The organism is Sphingomonas sp. FG14, assembly GCF_057809675.1.
In genome coordinates, this window is sequence record NZ_JBMDKK010000001.1 from 1,486,967 (window position 1) to 1,511,112 (window position 24,146).

The 24,146-nt window shown below is 65.8% G+C and carries 20 protein-coding genes; 12 read left to right on the forward strand and 8 right to left on the reverse strand.

Annotation, left to right across the window (positions count from 1 at the left end; translation table 11 throughout):
• Positions 1-57: 57 nt before the first annotated feature.
• Genes ACODTA_RS07040 through ACODTA_RS07050 form a run of 3 tightly spaced genes read right to left on the reverse strand, consistent with a single transcriptional unit; the run spans position 58 to position 2,144 of the window.
• Complete coding sequence (locus tag ACODTA_RS07040; protein ID WP_489065128.1) at positions 58-834, reverse strand: glucose 1-dehydrogenase; 777 nt, start codon at positions 832-834, stop codon at positions 58-60.
• 39 nt (positions 835-873) lie between these two features.
• Complete coding sequence (locus tag ACODTA_RS07045) at positions 874-1,650, reverse strand: SDR family NAD(P)-dependent oxidoreductase (protein ID WP_489065130.1); 777 nt, start codon at positions 1,648-1,650, stop codon at positions 874-876.
• Positions 1,647-2,144: a nuclear transport factor 2 family protein gene (locus ACODTA_RS07050; RefSeq protein ID WP_489065132.1), complete on the reverse strand. Its 498-nt coding sequence runs from the start codon at positions 2,142-2,144 to the stop codon at positions 1,647-1,649. Before ACODTA_RS07050 ends, ACODTA_RS07045 begins: the two co-directional genes overlap by 4 nt.
• A 200-nt stretch (positions 2,145-2,344) precedes the next feature.
• Between ACODTA_RS07050 and ACODTA_RS07055 the strand changes: the two genes are divergently transcribed.
• From ACODTA_RS07055 to ACODTA_RS07065, 3 genes are read left to right on the forward strand one after another with little or no spacing between them, the layout of a single operon-like run.
• Positions 2,345-4,393 carry a TonB-dependent receptor gene (locus ACODTA_RS07055; protein ID WP_489065134.1) on the forward strand — a complete coding sequence of 683 codons (2,049 nt, stop codon included), beginning with the start codon at positions 2,345-2,347 and terminating at the stop codon, positions 4,391-4,393.
• 13 nt (positions 4,394-4,406) lie between these two features.
• Positions 4,407-5,438 carry an alpha/beta hydrolase gene (locus ACODTA_RS07060; protein WP_489065136.1) on the forward strand — a complete coding sequence of 344 codons (1,032 nt, stop codon included), beginning with the start codon at positions 4,407-4,409 and terminating at the stop codon, positions 5,436-5,438.
• Positions 5,435-6,460, forward strand: a complete 1,026-nt coding sequence (locus tag ACODTA_RS07065; protein ID WP_489065138.1) for an alpha/beta hydrolase fold domain-containing protein — start codon at positions 5,435-5,437, stop codon at positions 6,458-6,460. The genes ACODTA_RS07060 and ACODTA_RS07065 overlap by 4 nt, the downstream gene beginning before the upstream one ends.
• A gap of 23 nt (positions 6,461-6,483) precedes the next feature.
• Here ACODTA_RS07065 and ACODTA_RS07070 read toward each other — a convergent pair whose 3' ends face one another.
• Positions 6,484-8,886, reverse strand: coding sequence for a penicillin acylase family protein (locus ACODTA_RS07070; RefSeq protein WP_489065140.1), 2,403 nt, complete (start codon positions 8,884-8,886; stop codon positions 6,484-6,486).
• A gap of 553 nt (positions 8,887-9,439) precedes the next feature.
• Between ACODTA_RS07070 and ACODTA_RS07075 the strand changes: the two genes are divergently transcribed.
• Complete coding sequence (locus ACODTA_RS07075; protein ID WP_489065142.1) at positions 9,440-12,412, forward strand: TonB-dependent receptor plug domain-containing protein; 2,973 nt, start codon at positions 9,440-9,442, stop codon at positions 12,410-12,412.
• Between the two features lie 149 nt (positions 12,413-12,561).
• Complete coding sequence (locus tag ACODTA_RS07080) at positions 12,562-12,870, forward strand: hypothetical protein (RefSeq protein ID WP_489065144.1); 309 nt, start codon at positions 12,562-12,564, stop codon at positions 12,868-12,870.
• A 36-nt stretch (positions 12,871-12,906) separates the two neighbouring features.
• On the opposite strand, the gene ACODTA_RS07085 is transcribed toward ACODTA_RS07080, so the two are convergent.
• The gene (locus tag ACODTA_RS07085; protein ID WP_489065146.1) at positions 12,907-13,365 is read right to left on the reverse strand and encodes a winged helix-turn-helix transcriptional regulator; all 459 of its coding nucleotides are present in this window, start codon (positions 13,363-13,365) and stop codon (positions 12,907-12,909) included.
• A 93-nt stretch (positions 13,366-13,458) separates the two neighbouring features.
• Between ACODTA_RS07085 and ACODTA_RS07090 the strand changes: the two genes are divergently transcribed.
• Together ACODTA_RS07090 and ACODTA_RS07095 are read left to right on the forward strand one after the other, a co-directional pair.
• Positions 13,459-14,730, forward strand: a complete 1,272-nt coding sequence (locus ACODTA_RS07090; protein ID WP_489065148.1) for an MFS transporter — start codon at positions 13,459-13,461, stop codon at positions 14,728-14,730.
• 79 nt (positions 14,731-14,809) lie between these two features.
• Positions 14,810-15,910, forward strand: coding sequence for a calcium:cation antiporter (locus ACODTA_RS07095; protein ID WP_489065149.1), 1,101 nt, complete (start codon positions 14,810-14,812; stop codon positions 15,908-15,910).
• A 14-nt stretch (positions 15,911-15,924) separates the two neighbouring features.
• Here ACODTA_RS07095 and ACODTA_RS07100 read toward each other — a convergent pair whose 3' ends face one another.
• Complete coding sequence (locus tag ACODTA_RS07100; protein ID WP_489065151.1) at positions 15,925-18,240, reverse strand: TonB-dependent siderophore receptor; 2,316 nt, start codon at positions 18,238-18,240, stop codon at positions 15,925-15,927.
• 93 nt (positions 18,241-18,333) lie between these two features.
• Between ACODTA_RS07100 and ACODTA_RS07105 the strand changes: the two genes are divergently transcribed.
• Genes ACODTA_RS07105 through ACODTA_RS07115 form a run of 3 tightly spaced genes read left to right on the forward strand, consistent with a single transcriptional unit; the run spans position 18,334 to position 20,553 of the window.
• Positions 18,334-18,651, forward strand: coding sequence for a hypothetical protein (locus tag ACODTA_RS07105; protein ID WP_489065153.1), 318 nt, complete (start codon positions 18,334-18,336; stop codon positions 18,649-18,651).
• Positions 18,648-20,246: a PepSY-associated TM helix domain-containing protein gene (locus tag ACODTA_RS07110; RefSeq protein WP_489065155.1), complete on the forward strand. Its 1,599-nt coding sequence runs from the start codon at positions 18,648-18,650 to the stop codon at positions 20,244-20,246. Before ACODTA_RS07105 ends, ACODTA_RS07110 begins: the two co-directional genes overlap by 4 nt.
• Entirely contained in the window at positions 20,236-20,553 is a 318-nt protein-coding gene (locus ACODTA_RS07115; RefSeq protein WP_489065157.1) for a DUF3325 domain-containing protein, read from the forward strand. The genes ACODTA_RS07110 and ACODTA_RS07115 overlap by 11 nt, the downstream gene beginning before the upstream one ends.
• Before the next feature lie 197 nt (positions 20,554-20,750).
• Here the strand turns inward: ACODTA_RS07115 and ACODTA_RS07120 are convergent, their stop codons facing one another.
• Positions 20,751-22,034 (reverse strand): cystathionine gamma-synthase family protein, encoded by a 1,284-nt coding sequence (locus ACODTA_RS07120; protein ID WP_489065159.1) that lies wholly within the window; start codon positions 22,032-22,034, stop codon positions 20,751-20,753.
• Between the two features lie 123 nt (positions 22,035-22,157).
• On the opposite strand from ACODTA_RS07120, the gene ACODTA_RS07125 reads away from it, so the two are divergent.
• Both ACODTA_RS07125 and ACODTA_RS07130 read left to right on the forward strand, forming a co-directional pair.
• A complete protein-coding gene (locus ACODTA_RS07125; RefSeq protein WP_489065161.1) occupies positions 22,158-22,616 on the forward strand; it encodes an Lrp/AsnC family transcriptional regulator in 459 nt (152 codons plus the stop codon).
• A 219-nt stretch (positions 22,617-22,835) separates the two neighbouring features.
• Positions 22,836-23,696, forward strand: a complete 861-nt coding sequence (locus ACODTA_RS07130; protein ID WP_489065163.1) for a ThuA domain-containing protein — start codon at positions 22,836-22,838, stop codon at positions 23,694-23,696.
• Here the strand turns inward: ACODTA_RS07130 and ACODTA_RS07135 are convergent.
• Positions 23,684-24,145: a cupin domain-containing protein gene (locus ACODTA_RS07135; protein ID WP_489065165.1), complete on the reverse strand. Its 462-nt coding sequence runs from the start codon at positions 24,143-24,145 to the stop codon at positions 23,684-23,686. The two genes, ACODTA_RS07130 and ACODTA_RS07135, sit on opposite strands and share 13 nt — an antisense overlap.
• Position 24,146: the final 1 nt, after the last annotated feature.

A 24,146-nucleotide genomic window follows, 5' to 3' on the forward strand; every position in this document is an offset into this window, starting at 1 on the left:
GTCGCAGGACTGATCCGTGGCCAGCCCGATGTCAACCGATGCGCCGAACCATCGGCGCTATTGCGCGAGATAGCCGCCATCGATCGCGAGTTCGGTGCCGGTGACGAAGCTGGCTTCGTCCGATGCCAGGAAGAGCACGCCATAGGCCACTTCCTCGGGCTCGCCGAGCCGGCCGAGCGGCGTCGCCTCGATCGCCCGGCTCGACCCGGCCGCCACGCCCCTGTTCTCGAGCGCGCCCTGCGACATCGGCGTGCGGATCCATCCGGGAAGGATCGAATTGACGCGGATGCCGTTGCGCTGGGCGGCGCAGTGGAGCGCCGCGGACTTGGTGAGCAGGTGGACGCCGCCCTTGCTCGCCACATAGGCGGCGGTGTTCGGGCTGCCGACCGCCCCGAGGATCGACGAGAAATTGACGATCGAACCGCCGCGCCCGTTGCGGCGGATCGCGCCGATGCCATGCTTGATGCCCAGGAAGGTGCCGTCCAGATTGACGCGCATCATCGCGCGCCATTGATCCAGGCTCAGCGCCTCGACGGTGCCGAGAGGTTCGCCGACCGCCGCATTATTGATCAGGATGTCGAGCCCCCCGAATGCGGACACGGCCCGATCGAGAACCGCGATCCAGCTATCCTCCTCCGCAATGTCATGCCCTGCGAAGATGGCGGCGCCGCCCGCCCCGCATATATCGGCGGCGACCCGTTCGCCGGCATCCGCGCGGATGTCCGTGACGACGACGGCCGCGCCCTCGCGGGCGAGCAGCCTAGCCGAGGCCGCCCCCATTCCCGATCCGGCGCCCGTCACCAGCGCGACCTTGCCCTTCACGCGATCAACCATCGATATCCGTCCTCGACAAGGTGGAATGAACCATCGGCTTCATGCGCACTGCGCGCGCGAAACGGCGGTGATCGTCGCCCCGCCATCGACGGTGACGATCTGTCCGGTCATGCCGCGCGACGCGTCGGAGGCCAGGAACAGCGCCGCCGATGCGATATCGGCCGGATCGATCAATCCCAGCAAATGGCGATCCATCCAGCTCGACCGGATCTTGCCATCCGCCGCATATTGCGCGACGCGTCTTGTGCCGGTGGCGCCCGGCGCGATCGCATTGACGCGGATATTGTCGGCCGCGAGCGACACCGCCATCGATCGTGTCAGCGAAGCGACCGCGCCTTTCGCCGCGGTATAGGCGTCATAGCCCGGATGGCCGGCCAGCGCGGCGGTCGAGCTGGTGTTGACGATCGCGCCGCCGCCGCCACGGCGCAGCACACCGATGCCGTGCCGGCAGACCAGCCAGGTGCCGAGCACATTCACCTCATAAGCGGTCCGGAACACGTCCAGCGGGGTTTCCGTTACCGGCCCGTCGGCGGCCGAGGATCCGCCGGCATTGTTGTAGAGGATGTCGATGCGGCCGAATTGAGCCTCCGCCTCGGCGATCGAACGCGCGACGCCGTCGTCGCTCCGCACATCGGTTTCCATGAACAGGCAGCGATGGCCCGCCCCGCGCAATTCCTCCGCCAATGCCGATCCACCATCGGCATCGACATCGGCGATCACCACCGCCGCGCCCTGCCCTGCAAAGGCCCTGCACGCCGCCTCGCCGATGCCCGCCGATCCGCCCGTGATATAGGCGACCTTGCCCCGAAGCGTCATGCGCCCGGCCGATCGTAGAAACCCGGCGAACGCTCCAGATGCAGGCGCGTCAGCTTGCGGAAGGAGATCAGCCACCGACCATCCACCTTGCGGTAGGTCTCGTGATAATGGCCATGGCCGTGCATCATTTCCCGGCGCTCTCCATCGCTCCACCACAGCCGGTCCTCCATCGCCCAGATGCCGCTGGCCTCGGTTTCGGACAGCAGGGTGATTTCCGGATTATGGCCGTGATGACAGGTGGTGAGCGGCACCGGCCCCTCGATGAAATCGCGGATACGGGCGATCATCTCGGGAATGCCGACATAGTCGTAGACCGGGGCATTTTCGTCGGGCGTCGCGGCGCCGGGATGGTCGCCATAGGTCTGCCCGCGAACATCCCCGGTGTGGCAGGCGGCGTAGAGATCCCAGTCCTTCATATCCAGCGCGCGCAACCGCGCCGCGAAAAGCTGATGGATCTCGACAATGTCGGCTAATCGATGCGGTTCTATCGTCACGCGCCCTCTCCTGGATTGTGCGGGATGATTGTCGCGGCCGAAGCGCCTTCGATATCCTCAAACGGGGATGCCCGGTTCAAGCGGAGCCGCCCTGTGCTTTCATCCATAAATGGGGATTCTTGCCCCGCCCTTGCCCGCATAGGCTCGAATCGTGGCGCCCGGTCCGACCGGGCAGCAGAAAAGAACAAGGGGAGAGGGAAATGAGGTCGAGCCTGTTTCTAGCGTGCACGGCACTGATCGGCGCGATGCCCGCGCCCGGCCGGGCCGCGACGGATCCGCCCGGCGGCGATGCGCCGGAGCTGGAGGAGATCATCGTCACCGCGCAGAAGCGCGTGGAAAAGGCGCAGGACGTGCCGATCCCGATGAACGTGCTGGGCGCCGCCGCGCTGGAACGCATCGGCTTCACCGACATCACCGATCTTGTCAAGGAAGTGCCGGCGCTCCAGTTGCAGCCCTTCAACTATTCGAGCAGCGTGGTGGACCTGCGCATTCGTGGCGTCGGATCGCTCAACACGATCTCGGTCAGCAACGATCCCGCCGTCGGCCTCTATATCGACGACGTCTACGTCGCCCGCTCCGCCGGGATCGTCATGGACATGGGCGATGTCGAGCGGATCGAGGTCCTGCGCGGGCCCCAGGGCACGCTGTACGGCCGCAACACCATCGGCGGCGCGGTCAAGTTCATATCCGCCAAGCCGACCGGCACGTTCGGCGTGAACGGGACGTTCGATTTCGGCAATTTCGGCCATGCGCGCGCGCTCATCAACGTCAACCTGCCCAAATTCGCCGAATTCTCGCTGAAGCTGAGCTATCTGCGATCCGGTTTCGAAGGCTGGGTGAAGAACCCCGGCACCGGCCGGGATTTCGGCCGGCGCGATCGCGAGGGCGTCCGGGCCGCGCTGCGCTGGACGCCCGATCCGGACATGACCGTCGATTATGTCTTCGATCGGGGCACGCAGGACGGCACCGCCAATCTCTTCCAGACCGGTTTTCCCCGCAAACGGGTCTCCCCGCCGATCGCGACCGCGATGCGGGACGATTTCACCGCGAGCGGGCACGCGCTCACCATCGACTGGCGCGCGGGCGCCAACATCGCGCTCAAGTCGATCACCGCCTTCCGGAAGATCCGCACGAACGCGGTCACAGACACTGCGGGCGCGTTCTTTTCGCTACCGATCACCGGCTATACCGCCGTCCACCAGAAACAGTTCAGCCAGGAATTACTGCTGACCGGCGATGCCCCGGACGCGTCGGTGCGCTACACGCTGGGCGCGCTTTTCTTCAAGGAAAGCGGGCGGACGCGGTTCGGCATCGCCACCGGCTTCCCCACCCCCTTCTTCTTCCTCGATCCCGGCCGGGCCCGCAATGTCGCCGCGGGCATCTATGCGAACGTCACCTGGACGCCGCCGCTGCTCGATCGCCGGCTCGACATCACAATCGGCGCGCGCGCATCCTATGACGATCGCGAGGCCGCCGGCGGCGTGACCGCGTTCAGCCGCGCATCGACGCATTCGAGCAGCTTCGATCCGTCGCTGACGCTCGACTATCGCTGGAGCGACGACATCCACAGCTATGTGAAGATATCGCGCGGCTATCGCACCGGCGGCTTCTCCTTGTTCGACGAGGATCTGAGCGCCTTCGATCCCGAACATATCGTCAGCTATGAAGCCGGCCTGAAATCGACGCTGCTGAACAAGCGCCTGTTGCTGAACGTCAACGCTTTTCACAATGATTACAGCGATATCCAGGTTTCCGATATCGTGCAGACGCCGAACTGCCCGTTCGGATGCGCGTCGACAGTCAATGGCGGCAGCGCCGATTTCGACGGGTTCGAGGGGGAAGTGGAGATCCGTCCGGCCGCCGGCCTGCGGCTGCAGGGCAACCTTGCCTATCTCCACACCAGCGGCAGCGTCATCTTCCTCAACGCACCGAAATGGAGCTACACGATCGGCGGCGAATACAGCGTGCCGCTGGCATCGCTCGGCACGCTGTCCGCACTCGTCAACTATGCCTATGCGGGCGCGCAGGTCAGTTCGACGACCGGGGCGATCGCGTTCCCGAACAACGGCCGGGGGCTGTTGAATGCACGATTGGGCCTGTCCGATATCGATATCGGCGGCGTCAGGACCAACATCGCGCTCTGGGCGAACAATCTCACCGACAAGGATTATACGGTCTATTCCAACAGCGGCGCGCTCATCTTCGGCGCGCCCAGGACCTATGGCCTGACCGTGCGCATGTTCTATTGAGAGGGCGGTTGCGATGATCGACGACATGGGAACGATCCGGGTCCGGCCGATGACGATACCGCTGCCCGGCTGCCTGAGCGCGGCGGCGAAGGCCCAGTGGATCAAGGCCGTCTTCAACCCGCCGCCGCTCGATCCCCGGCTGCCCATCGCCGAGCAGCGGGCGGCGATGGACCGGATCTTCTACGCGCCCCGGCTGGAGGCGGCGAAGGCGCTGTATCCGGCGCGGATCACGCCGGCGGAGATGGGCGGCGTCAGGGTCGACATCGTCGAACCGGACGGCGCCCCCGGCGATCGTCCGGACGATCGCGTGCTGATCTGCCTGCATGGCGGCGGCTTTCGGATCGGTGCGGGCATGGGGGCGCTGCTGGAGGCGATCCCGGTCGCGGCGACAAGCGGGATCAGGACCGTCGCCATCGATTATCGCATGGGCCCGGAACATGAATTCCCCGCCGCCAGCGAGGATGTCACCGCCGTCTACCGCGCATTGCTGCAATCCCACGATCCCGGCCGGATCGGCATCTACGGCAATTCGGCCGGGGGCGTGCTCACCGCCATGTCGACCGCCTGGTTCGCGGAACAGGGCCTGCCCGCCCCCGGGGCGCTCTGCATCATCTCGTCGCCCGCCGACAATGTCTGGGGCGGCGATTCCCGCTATACCGTCCTCCCGCTGGTGGGATGGCCGGCGCCGGCGGCCACCCCCAACCCGCCGTCCACGGGCATGCCCTATGTGCGGACGGAGGATCTCCATGCGCCGCTGGTGTCGCCCGCATTCTTCCCGGAGATACTGCGCGGCTTTCCCCCGACACTGTTCGTCTGCGGCACGCGCGACGGCGCGGTCAGTTCCGCGATCGCCTCGCACAGCCGGTTCGTCGACGCCGGCGTCGATGCCACGCTCGAACTCTGGGAGGGCATGGGGCACGGCTTCGTCTTCGATGACGTGCGCGTTCCCGAGGCGATCGAGGCGCTTGAGCTGATCGTCCGCCATTTCACCGAACATCTGGGGCCCGCGCGGCCTCCCGCCCCCGCCGGATCGGACCGGACATGACCGACGAAACCCAAGCCGGAACCGCGCCCGCCCTGTCGCGCGTGAACGAACAGGGCGCCGCCCATATCCAGCCCTTCGACGTGCCCGTTTCCAGCTATTGGAGCGACGAGGCGCGCCGGGCCTTCATCGCGCGATATCGCGATCCGCCCAAATGGATAGGCGACGATATCGGCGCGACACGCCAAAGGGCGGATGAATTGCTCTATACGCCGCATCTCGCGCGCCACCGCGAACGCTATCCTTGCGCGATCGACGAAGAGATGGTCGGCGGCGTCCGCGTGGCCGTGGTCACGCCCCTTTCGGGCATATCCGCGCATAATGAAGGCCGCATCCTCGTCAATCTTCATGGCGGCGGCTTCGAGATCGGCGCCGGGCTTGGCGGGCTGGTGGAGGCGATCCCCATCGCCGCCACGGCGGGCGTCAGGGTGATGACGGTCGATTACCGCCAAGGGCCGGAGCATCGCTTTCCGGCCGCAAGCGAAGATATCGCCTCACTCTACCGGGCACTGCTCGAACGCCATCGCGCCCAGGATATCGGCATTTTCGGATGTTCGGCCGGCGGAATGCTCGCCGCGATGTCGGTCGCGTGGTTCCTGGAACAGGACCTGCCGGTGCCGGGCGCCATTGCCCTGCTGTCCGCGATGGCCACCACCCGGTGGTCCGGCGATTCCCGCTTCTGGGGCTTCGCGCTGACCGGGGAAGCGCCCGATCCGGGGAACAGCGATCACTGGTCCAGCTATCTGGAGGGCGTCGATGCCGAAGACCCGCTGGTCTCGCCGGATTTCTTCCCCAAGCTATTGGCGCGATTTCCGCCGACGCTGATCGTCGGGGGCACGCGCGACTTCGCCTTCTCCGCCGCCGTCGAGAGCCACCGCCGCCTCCGCCGCGCCGGCGCCAGGGCCAGGCTGCATATGTGGGAGGGCATGTGGCACGCCTTCTTCAACAATTCGGATCTACCCGAATCCCGGCAGGTCTACCGGGTTGTCGCCGACTTCTTCGCGAAGGAACTGGGCGGGCGCTGATGCCGGATCGTGATGAGCCGGGCTTATCCAGGCTTGCCAGGCACCAGCATCGTCCGCGCCCGCACCACCGCGTCGACCGCCCGCTTGCTGAAGGGCAGTTTTTGCATGCGCCCGGCGAGCCAGGGGCCATATTGGTCGCGATAATGCGGCGATGACGGATCGGCGGACTGGCCGGGCAGATTGACGTACAGGCTCTCGTCCCAATTGCCGACATCGATCACCTGGAGGTAGCTGGCGCCGCCCGAGGTGCGATAGCCCTGCTTCGCCGCCACCCAGCGCGCATTGACCGTGAAATTGTCGCCGGGCGATTCCCCGCCCTCGATCGGCGGGAAGGCGGCGGCGATTTCGGGCAGGCGCGACAGGGGGTGCGCGATCCGCACCCTGTGCAGCGCGCCCCAGCGCCAGCGCGCGGGATCGTCGCCCATCAGCTTTTTCGCCTCCGCCCAGGCCGCCGCCAGCGCCTCGCCAAACAGCCGGTCGCGCGTCGCTGCCCGGTCCGGCCCGAAACGCGCATCGGGATCGCGCATCAGCCGGATCAGCTCGCCCGCCGCGATCGACGGCACCAGCGCGCGCGCCTGTGCCGGCACGATCGCGTCGAGCACGCGCTTGCCGAGATCGGCCCACAGGATCTGGAACAGCGCCGCCTGCCCGCTGTCCGCGTCGAGCCGCCCGTTCCAGCCGCGCAGCATGTCCGCCGCCGGTTTCGCGGCGGCGGGGGGCGCCGGCGGGATCAGCGCGCAGAGCTGGCGCGCGGGCGTGGACATCACATCCTGCTGCAAGGCCGCGCTGTCGGCCAGCGTGTGACGCGACTGATCCTTCAGCACCGCGACGATGCGTTCGTAGCGATAGGGTTCGCGGAAGGAGAAGGCGAGCGGCCCCTGCGTCTTCGAATAATCGGCGGGCAGATTGTCCTGGTTGGCCGTCGCGAACCAGCCCTTGGCGGGGTTGTAGTCGCGCGGCAGCTTCTCCGCGCCGTAACGCCCCGTCCAGTCGTAGCGGCCGTCGCCGGGGGCGGGCAGCAGCCCGTCATGCCCGCCGCCGCGGATCGGCGCCGCGCCGATCACCTGCCAGCCATGATTGCCGTCGATATCGGCATAATGGAAATTGGTGGGCGACGGATGCCATCTGAACGCGGCGCGCAGGCTCTCCCAGTCGCGCGAGATGTTGATCGCGATCATCGAGAAGCCGTCCATCGCGCCCGGCATCATCGTCACGCTGGCGAGCGCGGTCGCCCGCCGCCGCTTGGGATCGTGAAGCAGCACCGGGCCATGCACCGAATAGCGCAAGGTCACACGGCGCGGTTCGGCGCCCTTGATCGCGATCGCCTCCTCGACGATGTCGAACCGTTTCCAGCCGCCGCCATGGCGGTAGCGTTCGGGATCGGCGGGATCGAGTTCGAGCACGAACAGGTCGCTCTGGTCGTTGTGCGAATTGGTGCGGCCGAAGGCGAAGCGATCGGTATGGCCCTGCATGATGCCCGCCAGTCCCGGCGATCCGCCGCCGATCACGTCGAGCCCCGGCGCGGTCAGATGCGCGACATGGCGCGGCGCGAAGCCGCCGATGCCCAGATGCGGATCATTGGCCAGGATCGGCCGGCCGGTGGCGCTGCGCCCCGGCCCCACCGTCCACGCATTGGATCCGGCATTCGCCCCCTCAATCCGCGCACCCGCCGGATCGCGCACGTCGCGCACCGGGCTGGGCGTGGCGCCGAACGGCAGGCCGCCTTCCACCTGCGCGAGTATGCCCAGATCCGCCTCCGATATCGCCGCCACGTCCAGCCCTTCGGGCACGCGCAACGTCCAGGCCGGGCGCAACGGCGCGACGAGCGTATCGAGTTCGAGCATGTTCAGCGCCGCCAGCCGCGCGCGGCGGATCTCGTCATCGACATTGCCGATCGAAGCGCCACGCTCGGTGACGATGTCGCGCACGTCCCAGCGCATCGGCGCGGCGCCCAGGATGCGATATTCAGCAGGCAGCAGCGCAGGATCGGCCATCACCTCGTCGATGCGGGCGTTGATGCCGGCGACATAGCCCCTCGCGCAGGCCAGGACCTCGGCGGGCAGTTTCGCCAGTTCGGCATCCAGGTCGCCGCGATAATGGAACAGCCGTTCGGAGTGATCGTGTGCGGCAAAGGCCGGGCCGAACGCCTCGGCCAGCCGCCCCATGCCGCGCCTGTGCCCCAGGTCGAGCTGAAACAGCCGATCACGCGCGACCACATAGCCCTGGCCGAAAAAGGCATCGGCCTTGCTCCGGGCGCGGATGTGCGGAATGCCCCATTGATCGTCGAGGATCTCGATCGGCCCGGCCGCGCCCGTCACCGTCCGGGTCTTCACGCCCGCGTCCACCTTGCCCGCGCGCAGCGCCGAAAGCGGCATCAGCGCCGCCAATGAGCTTCCCGCCAGGAAGGCGCGACGGTCGAATTTCATGGCTGGTCCCTCCAATGGCCGGCGCGGCGCGCCGGTCGATGGACGGGCTTCGCGCCGGGCCGACGCTATCCAAAGCGCCCCGGCCATCCCATAACCAAGCACTGGCAAACCTATGCAGCAGGGCTATCGCGCCGCGGGCGCGGAACTCGACTCATGCAGGATCCGCGATCGGCCCGCACCGCGCTCTGGCGAGCCGATTGCGGATGCATGCGCATCCTCCAAATAGCGTTTTGCGCAATTATGTTGCCTTTTTGCATCGGTTTCGGCGTAGTCCATACCCCCGGGTTATGGATGATGTAACGCAAAGAAACCCCTTCGGCTTGACTTGACCTGCCCGGGGCCGGACCATCGGGGCGGGACAGATGCCACGCCGACATAAGGGAGAAATCCGACGGCCCGTCCCGCCGAAACGGCGCGGCGGACAGAGGAGAGAGATCATCGGGCTGCCGCCCGTAAGAAATTGCAAAGAAATGCAAATCAAGAAGCGGCAGCGCACCCATTGCGACTCCGGCAAATGGCCGGGCGCATCGTGTCAGTATCAAGGGGGATTACCATGCAGTTTACCACGCACCATGCCGGCCGTCAGGTCCGCCGCCTCGCAGCGCAGGCCAGCCTGGCCGCGATCGCGCTGGCCGGGCTGATGCCCGTCGCCGCCCAGGCGCAGACCGAGGAGCCGCAGGCCGAAGCCGCGCGCGACGACATCATCGTCACCGGTTCGCGCATCCGCCGCGACGGTTTCGAAGCGCCGACGCCGGTGACCGTGGTTTCGCAGGAAGAATTGCAGAACCAGTCTCCGTCGAACAACATCGCCGATATCGTCAACCAGTTGCCGGCCCTCGCGGGCTCCACCCGCCCGTCCAACTCGCGTCTCAACCTGTCGAGCGGTCAGGCGGGCATCAATGCGCTCAACCTGCGCAACCTGGGCGAGACGCGCACGCTCGTGCTGCTCAACGGCCGCCGTTCGGTCGGCTCGACGATCACCGGCCTGGTCGACGTCAACACCATCCCCCAGGCGCTGATCAAGAGCGTCGAGATCGTGACGGGCGGCGCTTCGGCCGCCTATGGTTCGGACGCCGTCGCCGGCGTCGCCAACTTCATCCTCGACAATAAATATACCGGGCTGAAGGTTTCGGCCGACAGCGGCATCACCACCTATGGCGATGGCTTCAACTATTCGTTCAGCGCAGCGGGCGGCATGTCGTTCGCGGACGGGCGCGGCCATATCCTGCTGAGCGGAGAAGTCGCGCATCGCGACGGCATTTTCGAGGTCGATCGCCCCTGGAACCATACCGGCTATGTCCGCATCCAGGATCCGAACTGGACGGCGAGCAGCACCACGCCGCAATTCCTGATCCGGCGCCAGGTGGGTGCCGCGAACTCGACGCCCGGCGGCCTGATCACGGGTTCCAGCGGCGGCGTCGCGAACCGGCTGCGCGGCATCTATTTCGGCGATGGCGGATCGATCAACCAGTTCGTCTATGGCGGACTGACCTTCCCGTCGCCCACCGGCAGCGCCGCGCCGACGCTGACTCAAGGCGGATCCTGGCGGGTCAATGATTCCGGCCGCCGCATCGGCCTCGATCCCGAAGATGACCGCTACGGCCTCTTCGGGCGCCTGAGCTACGAGGTCACCGACAATATCGAGTTGTTCGCCGAGGCCTCGTACAACAAGCAGAAGGTCTTCTTCAACGCGGGCCCGAACCTGTCGACGGGCATCACGCTGCAGGCCAACAACGCCTTCCTGATCAACACGCTGGGCGCCGCGCAGCTGGCTGGCATCAACACAGTGACCCTGGCGACCACCGCCGCCGACCTGCCCTTCCGCGCGGTCGACAACCGGCGCGAGGTCCAGCGTTACCTGATCGGCGCCGAAGGCAAGTTCGAGGCATTCGGCAAGACCGCAACCTGGGATATCTACGGCCAGTACGGCCGCGCCAAGATGCGCGAGCAGCTTCGCAACATCATGCATGTCAACCGCATGAACCAGGCCACGGCGGCGGTGTTCGCGCAGGCGGGCAATCCCGGCGGCTATGCCGTGGGATCGATCCAGTGCGCGATCAACGTCGATGCCGATGCGACCAACAACGATGCCAATTGCCGGCCGCTCAACCGGCTGGGCATCGGCGTCGCCGATCCCGCGGCGATCAACTATGTGCTCGGCAGCCCGTATCGCGACGAAGTGGCGGAACAATATGTCGCGGGTGGCAACCTGACGCTGACGCCGTTCGCCACCTGGGCCGGCGATGTCAGCATCTCGACCGGCGCCGAATGGCGCAAGGAGAAGATCAGCGGCTTCGTGCCCGCCGAATTCCAGCCGATCATCAACGCCAACGGCACCACCACGAACCGCTGGTCGGTGGGCAACTATCTGCCCACCAACGGCGACTACAGCGTGAAGGAAGCCTATCTCGAAACCGTGGTGCCGCTGGGCCTCGGTCTCGAATTCAACGGCGCGGTGCGCGCGACCGATTATTCGACCGCAGGCTATGTCACCACTTGGAAGCTGGGCGCGACCTGGCAGCCGATCGAGGACATCCGCGTCCGCATCACCCGGTCGCGCGACATTCGTGCGCCCAACCTGAACGAATTGTATCAGGCGGGTGCCGCGAACAGCGACTCGGTTCGCAACCCGGCCTATAACCCGGCCGATCCGTCCAAGGGGCCGGCGACCTTCGGTTATTCGGCGACGGTGACCGGAAACACGGCGCTGAAGCCCGAAAAGGCGGATTCGTGGAATATCGGTGCGGTGGTCACGCCGCGCTTCATCCCCGGTTTCGCCTTCTCGGCCGATTATTTCCGTATCGACCTGAAGGACGCGATCGATACCCTGTCCGCGCAGGAAATCATCAATCGCTGCTATGAAGGCATCCAGGCCTTCTGCGATGCCATCACCGACGATCCGGCGCGCTCGGCACCCGGCCAGCCCTACAAGCTGTTCCGCAGCCAACCGTTCAACTTCGCGAGCAAGCTGGTGCGCGGCATCGATTTCGATGCCTCGTACCGTCTGCCGCTCGATCAGTTGTTCGACAATGCCAAGGGCATGTTCACGCTGCGCGGCGTGGCGACCCGCTATATCGACAACATCACCGATACGGGCGTCGCCGGCGTCGTGCCGCTCAACACGGTGGGCGTGAATGGCGGTCAGTACAGCACGCCCAAGTGGATCTTCCGCGCCAGCGCCAGCTATGACGACGAAAGCTTCTCGGCAACCGTCGTCGGTCGCGGCGTCAGCTCGGGCAAATATGCCGCCAACGGCATCGAATGTCAGACCGGCTGCCCGCTTTCGACCACGCAGTTCCCCACCTATGACGACAATCATGTGAAGGGTACGTTCTACGTCGATCTCAACATCGCGCAGAAGGTGAACATGTGGGACAAGGGCGAAGGCCAGTTCTTCATCAACGTGACGAACCTGTTCAACAAGAGTGCGTTGCTGCTTCCTGAAACCGGCCTTGCCGCGAACAGCACGTTCTCGGATCTGCTCGGCCGCAGCTTCCGCGTCGGCTTCCGCGTACAGCTCCGCTGATACGACTATCGCGGCGCGTTTCGCCAAACGCGCCGCGGATTGCCTTACGGCTCCGTTCCGCACGGAACGGGGCCGTTTCTTTATCCGCGCTTGATCGGCAGGCGGCATCCCGACATCCTCGTGCCGAAACCCGACCCCGGAGATCACCGATGCTGTCGTTCCTGCTTGCGCTCGCCGCGCAGCACCCCGCCCCGCCGGTAGAAAGCCAACCCGTTCCCGTCGTCAGCGAGAATGCGGACACCGGTGCCGAACTCGCCACATTGCGGCTATTCTTCGCTGATCTAGAAATTTGCCGGAAATTTCGCCTCGATCATGCAGAGGGCAATCGGCCCATCTCGCGCGAAGCGCTCGGCGCGATGGGGTATGACAAGGAGAAGCGCGAACAGATGTGGAAGCTGTGCGTGGCGTTCGACACCGGCTGGTTCGCGGCGCGCGAACAACCCGCCAAGGAGGAATGATCGGGACAGGGCCGTATCGCTCCCACGCTCCCCGCCTCATTCCCCGTCTTCGACGGGCACTTTCCAGATGATCGCATTGTCGGCGTCGATCGGGCGCCCATCCTCGGTCCGCACGTCGAGCCGGACGGGCTGGCCGGTATCGCGTTCGACCAGCCTGGAATGCGCTTCGCCAGCCGCGAACAGGTGGCGCTCGCCCCATTGCCGCAACGCCACCATGACCGGGAAGAGGTCGCGGCCCATGCCGGTCAGCCGATATTCCTGATGCGCACCGCCATCTGGCGCGGGGATCGCCTCCAATATGCCGCGTTCGATCAGGGTCCGCAGCCGATCGGACAGGATGTTCCGGGCAATTCCAAGGCTCTTCTGGAATTCGCCGAAGCGCGCGAGCCCGTCGAACGCATCGCGCACGATCAGCAGGGACCACCAGTCACCGATGGCGTCGAGCGATCGCGCGCTGGGGCAATAATCGCCCTTGAAGCTCTTCCGCCTGACCATGCCATTCCTTCCTGAATGCAATCATGGTTGCATGATAAAACCATTCTGCTATCGATCAAATGGTTTCATAATTAAACCGATTCGAGGCTGATCATGCCAATCCAGGACGGCGCGGCGTGCGTCGCCGCCGATGCGAACGCGTGCGTGCGAAACATCGCGCCGCCTCCCTCCAGCCGGGTAACCGGCCTTTCTCCGGGGCTGACCTTGCTATTCGCGGTCGCCAGCGGACTTGCGGTCGCCAACGCCTATTTCGCGCATCCGCTTCTCGACGTCATGGCCGCCGATATCGGCCTGTCGCCCGCTCATGCCGGGCTGATCGTGGCGGTCACGCAATTGGGTTACGGCCTGGGGCTGATCCTGCTCGTTCCCATTGGCGACCTTATCGACCGCCGCCGGCTGGTGATCGCCCAGTCGCTGCTGTCGGTGCTCGCGCTGATCGCGATCGCGTCCGCAGCCAGCCCGGCGATGTTGCTTGCGGCGATGGCGACGATGGGCCTGTTGGCGGTCGCCACCCAGGCGTTCGTCGCATTTGCGGCAAGCCTCGCATCACCCACCGCGCGCGGTCAGGTCGTCGGGGCTGTCACCAGCGGCATCGTGATCGGCATTCTGCTCGCACGGACCATCGCGGGGATGCTCACCGATATCTGGGGATGGCGCTCCGTCTATATGGCATCCGCTCTGTCGACGCTTCTGATCGTCGCGCTGCTTCACAGGGAATTGCCACGGCTGCCGAAGCCAGCATCGTCGATGCCCTATGCGAAACTGATCGCATCCCTGTTCGCACTGATCGCAACCGAACGCGTGCTGCTCATCCGCGGCCTGATCGCGATGCTGATCTTCGCCGATATCACCACGCTGCTGACGCCGCTGGTGCTGCCGCTCAGCGCCCCGCCCTTTTCGCTGTCGCACGGCGCGATCGGCCTGTTCGGCCTGGCCGGTGTGGCGGGCGCGCTCGCCGCCGGCCGGGCGGGGCAATGGGCGGATCGCGGTCACGCGCAGCGCGTGACCGGCATGGCGCTGCTGCTGATGGTTCTGGCCTGGGGAGCGATCGCCATGCTGCCACGCTCGATCCTATGGCTCGTTATCGGGGTCGTGATCATCGATTTCGGGCTTCAGGCCGTGCATGTCACCAACCAGGCGATGATCTATCGCACCCGTCCGGACGCGCAAAGCCGGCTGACTGCGGGCTATATGCTCTTCTACGCGATCGGCAGCGCGCTCGGGTCATCGTCCTCGACATTCGTCTACGCGCATGCCGGCTGGAGCGGGGTATGCACGCTGGGCGCCGGCATCGCGCTGGCGACGCTGCTCCTGTGGGCCGCAACGCTGCGCGCGATGCCCGCCGGCGCCACGCACGCGCTTTAACCCGGCATGGAAGGCCGCGTTACGAAATGTTACACAGGTATTCGCGACACCAGGGCCCCCAGATGGTAACGCCTTGCCGATGCATCTCTCTACTCTTCGCCTGCCGCTTGCTTGGCTGACAGTCGGTGCGGTGATCGCCGCCCCCGCGATCGTTCCGGCCGCCATGTCCCCCATCCTTGCCGGCCTGCTCTTCATCTGGCTGCTCGGCATCATCTTCTGGTCGGCCTTCGGCGTCGTCCATGAAGCGGAGGAACTGGCAGAAATACTGGGCGAGCCATTCGGCACGCTGGTGCTGACGCTGTCGATCGTGATCATCGAAGTCGCACTGATCTCGGCGGTGATGCTCAGCCCCAATGCCGTGCCGACACTGGGGCGCGACACGATGTTCGCGGTGCTGATGATCGTGCTCAACGGCGTCGTCGGCCTGGGGCTGCTGGTGGGCGGGCTGCGCCATCATCAGCAAAGCTTTAACCTGCAAGGCGCCAGCGCCTATCTGGCAGTCACAATCCCGCTCGCCGTCATCGCGCTGGTCCTGCCCAATTTCACGACATCCAGTGCGGGCGGCACATTGTCCCCTCTCCAGTCGGGCCTGTTCTCGCTCCTCACCATCGCGCTCTACGGCCTCTTCCTCTGGCTCCAGACCGGGCGGCATCGCGGCTTCTTCCAGCCCGAAGGCGTCGGAGAGGAATGGCAGGATGCAAGCGCGCTTCCGCATGTCGAGCATTCCGGTTCGCCAGGCCGGCACGTGCTGCTGCTGATCGCGAACATCCTGCCGATCGTCATCCTCTCCAAAAGCCTGGCGAAGCTGCTCGATGCGGGGATCGAGGCATTGGCCGCGCCGACCGCGCTGGGCGGCATCATCATCGCCATGATCGTGTTCACGCCAGAGGGGATATCGGCACTACGCGCGATCGCGGCGAACCAGTTGACCCGCGCGATCAACCTCTGCCTGGGCGCCGCCACCTCCACGCTGGGGCTGACGGTGCCGGCCGTGCTGCTGATCGGCCTGCTCAGCGGGCAACCCGTCATCCTCGGCCTGTCCGCCGCGAACATGGTGCTCCTGGCGATGACGCTTGTGCTCAACGGCGTCACCTTTTCAGGCGCGCGCACCTCCATGCTCGAAGGTGCGGTCCATCTCTCACTGTTCGCGACCTTCCTGATCCTCGTCTTCAGCCCTTGATCCGGGGCTCAACGTCACCAGGCGTAGCGCACCGATGCCATCACCGTCCGCGCCGCACCGTAATAGCAGCTATTGTTGAACGGACAGGCCGTCACATGCTTCTTGTCGAGCAGGTTGGCGGCATTGACCGCCAGGGTGACGCCCTCCATCGCCGATGAGAGGCGACCGAGATCGTAACCGATCAGCGCGTCGACCAGCAGGAAGCTCTTGGTGGTGAAGCGCTGGAACGTGGTGACGTTGTTGATCACCGCATAGCTGGTCGTGCCGTCCGATCCGCCGACATAGCGCGCGCCACCGCCAAGCGTGAGGCCGGCGAGCCCGCCCGAGACATTGCCCGACTTGCCGAAATCATAGGACAGGAAGGTTGACGCGATCCATTTCGGCGTGCCGAGCTGGCGGGTGCCGGTGGTGGTCGGCGTGCCGCTGTTGGTAGCGGTCGGCGCCACGGCGGGCGTGCCCTGGGTGATGATCGCGTCGGTATAGCTGAGCGCGGCCACCACATCGAAGCCGGGCACCACTTCGCCCCGCCCTTCCAGTTCAGCGCCGCGCACGCGGACCTCGCCGATCTGGATCTGGGCATTGGCCGGAATGCCGCCGGTGCCCGCGCGCGGATCGCCGACCGGCACGTTCTGGCGGCGCAGGTCGTAGACCGACAGGGTGAACAGCGCATTGGTGCCGGCGGGCTGGTATTTGATGCCCGCTTCATATTGGCGGCCCGTCACCGGATCGAAGGGTTCGCCCAGATAGGTCGTGCCCGCCTGCGGTTCGAACGATTCCGAATAGCTGACATAGGGCGAGACGCCGAAGGGGAATTCGTAAAGCGCGCCCAGCCGCATGGTGAAGGCGGTCTGCGACAAGGTCGTCACCGCGCTGTTGCGCTTGTTGAGCGTGATCTGATCGTACCAGTCGTAGCGGCCGCTGGCGATGAGCTGGAGGCGACCGATCTCCATCTGATCCTGGATATAGATGCCGGTCTGGTCGCGCTTGCCGAAGGTGTTCACATAGGCGGAGGAGAGCTGGGTCAGGTCGAAGCTCGGCAGCACCCCGCCATAGACCGGCGCGAACAGCTTTAGATTGGGGATGCTGGTCAACGGATTGGCGGAAACGCCGGTGTTGAACTGCTGGACATTCTCGCCCGCGATATGCTGGTAATCGACGCCAACCAGCAGATTATGGCGGATTCCGCCCGTCTCGAACTTGGCGTTCAGATTATTGTCGAGCGTCAGCGTGTCGAAATCCTCGTCGGCGCCGCCACCGCCGCGGATGATCGTCGTGAAGTCGCTGTTGCGCGCGGCGCCCGTGCCCGTCGTCGCGAAGCCGCCGACATAAAGCTGGCGATAGCTGAGCTTGTTGTTCTGGAACCGCGCGCTGGACCGGAATGCCAGATGCTCGTTGAATTCATGGCGGAACAGCGCGGCGATCGATTTGGCGCGGTGGTCGTAACGCTCATAGCCCGGATCACCGGTGTTGATGTTGCGCGGCAATTCGCCGCCCGGATTGGGCAACACCGATCCATAGGCGGGCACGCCCGAATAGCCGCCGCCGCTGGGCGAACGCTGATAGGTTGCGATGATCGTCAGGCTGGTCGCCGGATCGGGCGCGAAGGTCAGCATCGGGCTGACATGCCAGCGCTCCGCGAAAGTGCCCTGGGTCAGACCGTCGCTCTTCTGCCAGCCCGCAACGATCCGCGACAGGATCCGCCCTTCGGCATCGAGCGGCAGGTTGATGTCGCCCGCCGCGCGGAAACTGTCGTAATTGCCCGCCTGCAATTCGAACCGGCCCGACGCCGTCGCCTCCGGCATCTTGCTCGTCAGGTTCACGAGGCCGCCCGGCGTGGAATTGCCGTAGAGCACCGATGCCGGCCCCTTGACCACGTCGATATGGTCGATCCGGTTGAAATCGATCTGCGGCATCGAATAGGGTCCGGCGAGCAGGCGCATGCCGTCCAGGAAGACGCCAGGCGCGAAGCCGCGCAGGATCAACTGGTCGTACCGCGTCACCATGCCGCCGCGCTGGTTGGGCGAGACGCCCGCGACATAGCCCAGCGCCTGGTTGATCGACTGGACGTTGCGGCGCGTCAGTTCCTCACTGTCGATGATCGTGATCGTCTGCGGCGTCTCCATCAGTGGTGTGTCGGTCTTGGTGCCCGCGCCGGTCTGCTTCTCGCGCAAGCCGGTGACGATGATCGTGTCTGGACGCGACGTCTCGTCGGCGCTGTCGTCGGGCGCCTGCTGCGCATGAGCCGCGATCGGCGAAAACAATGCCAAAGCGGCAATCAGCGCGCGGCCCGAATGGACAATTCGCCGCCCCCGGTTCGAATTGACGATCACGATGACACTCCATGTTGATAACGATTCGCAGTTGCTGCTAAAGAGCATGATGTTGCGACGCAAGAGTCGAAACCGAACGGGGCGGGAAAAGGCGTGAGAAGCGCGGGGACATCGAAAGGGCAGGCACAATCGCCGCGCACCGGCGCGGGCTGGGCCATGGCCGCGCGCGCGATCACGGCGCTGGTCGGCAGCTATGCCGCGGCATCAGGGCTTGCCGCGCTGCTCGCGCGGCTGCTGCCGGTCGCACGCGTCGAAGCGACGGGCTGGGCGTTGATCCTGTCCTTCCTCTTCTATGCCGTGATCGGCCTGTGGTGTTTCCACGAGCCACGCCTGGCGCGTGTCGCCGGGCTCGTCTGGGGGCTGGCAGCACTTTCGACAGGCGGCGCCATGCTGCTGGGCGTGCGGCCATGAGCGGCAAAGCGGGCAAGGAAACCGGCCTGCGCCAGTCGATGGCGTGGATTCACACCTGGCTGGGGCTGCTTGCAGGATGGATCCTGTTCGCGATGTTCCTGACGGGCACCGCCAGCTATTTCCGGCCCGAGATCACGCGCTGGATGCAGCCGGAGATCGCGCTCCAGCCCGCATCGCCCGAGCACGCCGCCAAGACCGCGATCATCCATATGCAGGCGATGCATCCGCATGACGAGCAATGGACGATCTACCTGCCCGACGCGCGGACCACGGGCACGCGGATCTTCACGCGCGCCCGCGAAAATCCCGATCCCAAGGCGCCCAAGCCACCACGCACGCCCGAGATCCGGCTGGATCCGGCAACGGGCGCGACACTGGTCGCCCGCGAGACGCGCGGCGGCGAACATTTCTACCGCTTCCATTTCCAGCTCCAGATTCCGCACCCCTGGGGCCGCTGGCTGGCCGGGCTGTGCGCGATCTTCATGCTGACCGCGATCGTCTCCGGCGTGATCACGCACAAGCGCATCTTCGCCGATTTCTTCACCCTGCGCTGGCGCAAGGGGCAGCGAAGCTGGCTCGACGCGCACAATGTCTCAGCGGTGCTCGTGCTGCCCTTCCACGCGATGATCACCTATACCGGGCTGATCACGCTGATGCTGATGTACATGCCCTGGCCGATCGCCGCCAATTATGCCGAACCCTCCTCCTTCACCGCCGAGGCCTATGGCCGCGACGAGGAGACCACGGCTTCGAGTCGGCCCGCTCCGCTGACCGACATCGCGTCCTTGGTTCGTGCAGCGACCCGCGAATGGCATGGCGGCCAGCCGTCGCGGATCACCGTGCTCAATCCCAATGACGCGGCAGCCAGGATCACCGTCGCGCGCGACGGCGCGGACACCCTCAATGCGCGCGGCCAGTCGATCATCTATTCGGGCGTCACCGGGGAGCGCCTCTCCGCCTCCGCCCCGCCCGGCCCCGCGATCGAGACTGCCGGCGTGATGCTGGGCCTGCATCTCGGCCATTTCGCGAGCCCGGTCCTCCGCTGGGCCTATTTCCTGCTGGGGCTCACCGGCACCGCGATGGTCGGCACCGGACTGATGCTGTGGACCGCCAAACGCGGCAAGCCGGGCGCCCTGCCCTTTTTCGGCTACCGCCTGGTGCAGCGGCTCAACATCGGCTCGATCGCCTGCCTGCCCGCGGGTATGGCGGCGTTCCTGCTCGCCAACCGGCTGATCCCCACGACACTGCCTGGCCGACAGGACATGGAGGTCGCGGCGATGTTCTGGGTGTGGTTCGGGCTCGCCGCGGTCTCGCTCATCCGCCCGGTGCGGCGCGCGTGGATCGAGACGCTGACGATCGCAGGGGCGATGTGCGCGGCGGTACCGGTGGTCAACGCGCTCACCACCGATCGCGGACTGATGCATTCGATCATGGCCGGCGACGGGCTGTTCCTGGCGTTCGACATCGTGATGCTGGCGAGCGCCGCTCTGCTTGGCTTCGCCGCATGGCAGGCGGCGCGCAAGCCGGTCGTGATACGGCGAACGCGCCGTGCGCCGGCCTCCACCACACCACGTGAGGTGGCAGATGCCATTTGAGATCGCCTGTCTGGGCTATGCCGGCCTTGCCAGCTTGGCGCGTGCCAGCCAGCGCCACCGCAAGACCGTGCCGCACGGCCCACGCGCCTCGCAGCGCTCCGCGCGGGCCATGGGCTGGGCGCTGATTGCCGCCTCATGCATCGCGGCGTTCCTCCGCTTCGGCCCCTTTCAGGGCAGCGTCGCCTGGATCGGCCTGCTCAGCCTGAGCGGTATAGCCCTGGTCCTCGCGATGTCGCGCTGGCCCGACAAGGCACTGCAGGCCTGGCTGCCGGCGCTCCTGCTCGCGATGCCGCTGGCGCTGGCGTAGACGCGCTCGATCTCCATCCCACCCGTCACCCCAACGCAGGCTGGGGTCTGCCAACCAGATCGGGCTTGATCCTGTGAAAGGCCCCACCAGCCTATGCTGGGGTGACGTGCTGGATGTGGAAGGGCAAACACCGTCGCTCCAGCCTTCGCTGGAGCGACAGGAAGGAGGAGGTGTGAAAGCCCCCTCCCCGGCCCACATCAGGCCGCCGCTAGCGCCTGCTCCAGATCCGCCACCAGGTCGTCCGGATGCTCGATGCCGATCGACAACCGGATGGTGGATTCAAGCACGCCGATCCGCTCGCGAACCTCCACCGGCACCCCCGAGTGCGTCATCGTCGCCGGATGGCTCGCGAGTGATTCCGTGCCGCCCAGGCTGACCGCCAGCTTCATGATCCTGAGTGCATTGAGAAAACGGAACGCCGCCGCCTGGCCGCCGAGGATATCGAAGGCGAAGGTCGATCCCGCTCCGGTGCATTGCGCGGCGAAGGCGCGGCCGGTGGGCGTGTCGGGCGCCGCGAACGGCAGATAGTGGATCGCGGCCACCTTCGCATGGCTGGCCAGATATTCCGCCACAGCGCGCGCGTTCACCGCCGCGCGCTCCATGCGGATTCCGAGCGTCTCGAGCGAACGACCGAGCATCCAGCAGCTATGCGGATCGAGCTGGGTGCCGATCGAGCTGCGCAACTGCTTGATGCGCTTGACCAGAGCCGCCGACCCCAGCGCGGCGCCCGCGATCAGATCAGAATGGCCACCGACATATTTGGTCAGCGAATAAAGCGAGACATCCGCGCCATGCTCGATCGGGCGCTGATGGACGGGGCCGAGCAAGGTATTGTCGCACGCCAGCACCGGACGATGGCCCTGGACTTCGCCGATCCGGTCCGCGATCCGCGCCATCATCGCCAGGTCGACCAGGCTGTTGGTGGGATTGGCCGGCGTCTCGATCAGGATCGCCGACACCCGCCCCTTGGCGCAGGCGGCATCGGCAGCGGCCTGGACCGCCGCCTCGTCGAGCCCGTCCGAGAATCCGACGCCCGAAATATCCATCTCCGCCAGCGTCTTGGCGATCAATGTTTCGGTACCGCCGTAAAGCGGCTGCGAATGGAGGATGACGTCGCCAGGGCGCACGAATGCCAGCAGCGTCGTGGCGATCGCCGACATGCCGGAAGAGAACAGCGCGCATGCCTCGGTCCGCTCATAGACCGCCAGCCGATCCTCGACGATCTCGCTATTGGGATGGTTGAAGCGCGAATAGACCAGGCCCGACTGGCGCCCCGCCGGCGGTTCCTTGCGGCCCGACGCATAGTCGAAGAAATCGCGACCCTCCTCCGCCGAACGGAACACGAAGGTGGAGGTGAGGAACACCGGCGGCTTCACCGCACCTTCGGACAATTGGGGATCATAGCCGTAATTGAGCATCTGGGTTTCGGGATGCAGCGGATGATCGCCGATATGCGTCTCGTAAGGGTGCGGCGCGGTCATACTCTCTCCTGGAGTGGCTAGTGGACGATGCGCGCAATTTATCGACGATCCTGGCACAGGTGCTTGCCAATTCGGCCAATCATGCGCATGGATTGAGCAACGTCCATCAACATTAGGCCGAATATGCAGCAGAAAATTGCTGATCCGATCGATCGCCGAATCCTCAAGGCGCTGATCGCCGATGCGCGGATCAGCAATGCCGATCTCGCCGAGCGCGTCGGTCTGTCCCCCTCGCCCTGCCTGCGCCGCGTCCGCCGCATGGAGGAAGCCGGCGTCATCCGCGGCTATACCGCCCGCGTCGATCCCGCGGTGGAAGGCTGGACGATGAGCGCGATCCTCGTCATCCGGCTGAGCCGCCAGCATGAGGACGAGATCGACATGTTCGAGGATGCGGTGCGCGGCTGGGACGAAGTGATCGAATGCCATCTCGTCGCCGGCACGCCCGATTATGTGCTGAAGGTGATGAGCAGCGGCCTCGACAGCTATGAGCGCTTCATCAAGGAAAAGGTCGCCCGGCTGAAATGTGTCGCATCGATCGAGACCAATTTCGTGATGAGCACGATCAAGGAGCGGCGGGTTTAGACGACATCATAACTGACTGTAATAATTATCCATCCCACACGCGTCACCCCAGCGCAGGCTGGGGTCTACCAACCAGATCGCGCCTTATCCTGTCGCAGACCCCAGCCTGCGCTGGAGCGACAGGGTAACCCGAGCTCTCCGCCAATCGCCTGCCCCTGCTGTAGACACCACCGCAATCTCGCTTATCCTCCCGGCCATCCACCCAACGGAGCGCTTGCCATGATGCGTTTCTCCAGCATCCTTAAAGCCCTGCTCTGCGCATCGCTCGCCACGGGCGCCCACACCGCCATCGCCAAGGCACCGCCCAAGAAACACGTCGTGCTGATAGGCGGGCGGGAAAGCCACGCGCCGGGTGAACATGCCCATCCCGACGGCATCCGCGTGCTGAAGGCGCTGATCGAAACCTCGCCCGACCTTGGCGGCGTCACCGTCGACGCCTATCCCGAGGGTTGGCCGGACGACCCGGCAGTGCTGGAGCGCGCCGCGACCATCATCTGGTATTTCGACGGGCTGGCGCGCCATCCCCTCAACGATCCGGCGCGGCGCGAACAATTCGGCCGGCTGATGCAGAAGGGCGTTGGCCTTGTCACGCTTCACCAGTCCTCCACGCTTTCGCCCGATGACCGCGCCATTCCCTTGCCCGCCTGGCTCGGCGCCGCACGCTATGGCATGCTCAACCGCACCGACGAGCTGGCCGAGTTCACCCCCGCCCGCCATCCAACCACGCAAGGCGTGCGCCCCTTCCGCTACAAGGACGAATTCTATCCCACGCTGCGCTTCGACACCGGCCATGGCCGCTCGGTGCCGGTGCTCAGCGGCCCGCTCGGCATCCAGTTCCAGTCGGGCAAGACCGTCACGATCGAGCCCGAAACGCGAACCGTCGCCTGGGCCTATGAGCGCGACGGCGGCGGCCGCGCCTTCCTGTTCACCGGCGCCCATTATCTGAGCGCATTCGACGAACCCGACCTCCGCCGCATTCTGCTCAACGCGATCGTCTGGACCACCGGTATGCCCGTGCCCGAAAACGGCGTCCGGTCGCTCGCGCCCGCGCAAACAACGGGCTCCGCTCAGCCGCGATAGGGCGTCCCGTCGCGGTGACGATAGCCCGGCTCCCCCGGCCGGGCGACCATGTCGATATCGGGATAGTCGCACGCATCCACGCCCGGCCGGCGCGAACCGAGTTCGAGATAGATGGCATCGCGCTCTCCCCGGTTCTGCAGGCAATGGCCGTTGCGCACCCCAGCCTTCCAGCCGATGCAATCGCCAGCGACAAGGCGGTGATCGCCATCCTCCTCGACCGCGACCACCTCTCCCTCCAGCACCATCACGAATTCGTCCTCATGGCTGTGCCAGTGGCGCTGGCTGGACCATGTGCCCGGCGGCAGGCGGACGAGATTGACGCCGAAATCGGCCAGCCCGACAGCGTCGCCCAGCCGCCGCCACGTCGATCCCAGGCAGATCGCGCGAAAAACTTCGGGATAGTCGCATCCGGCTTCCACGGGCACCGATGCGATATCGATCCTGGGCATT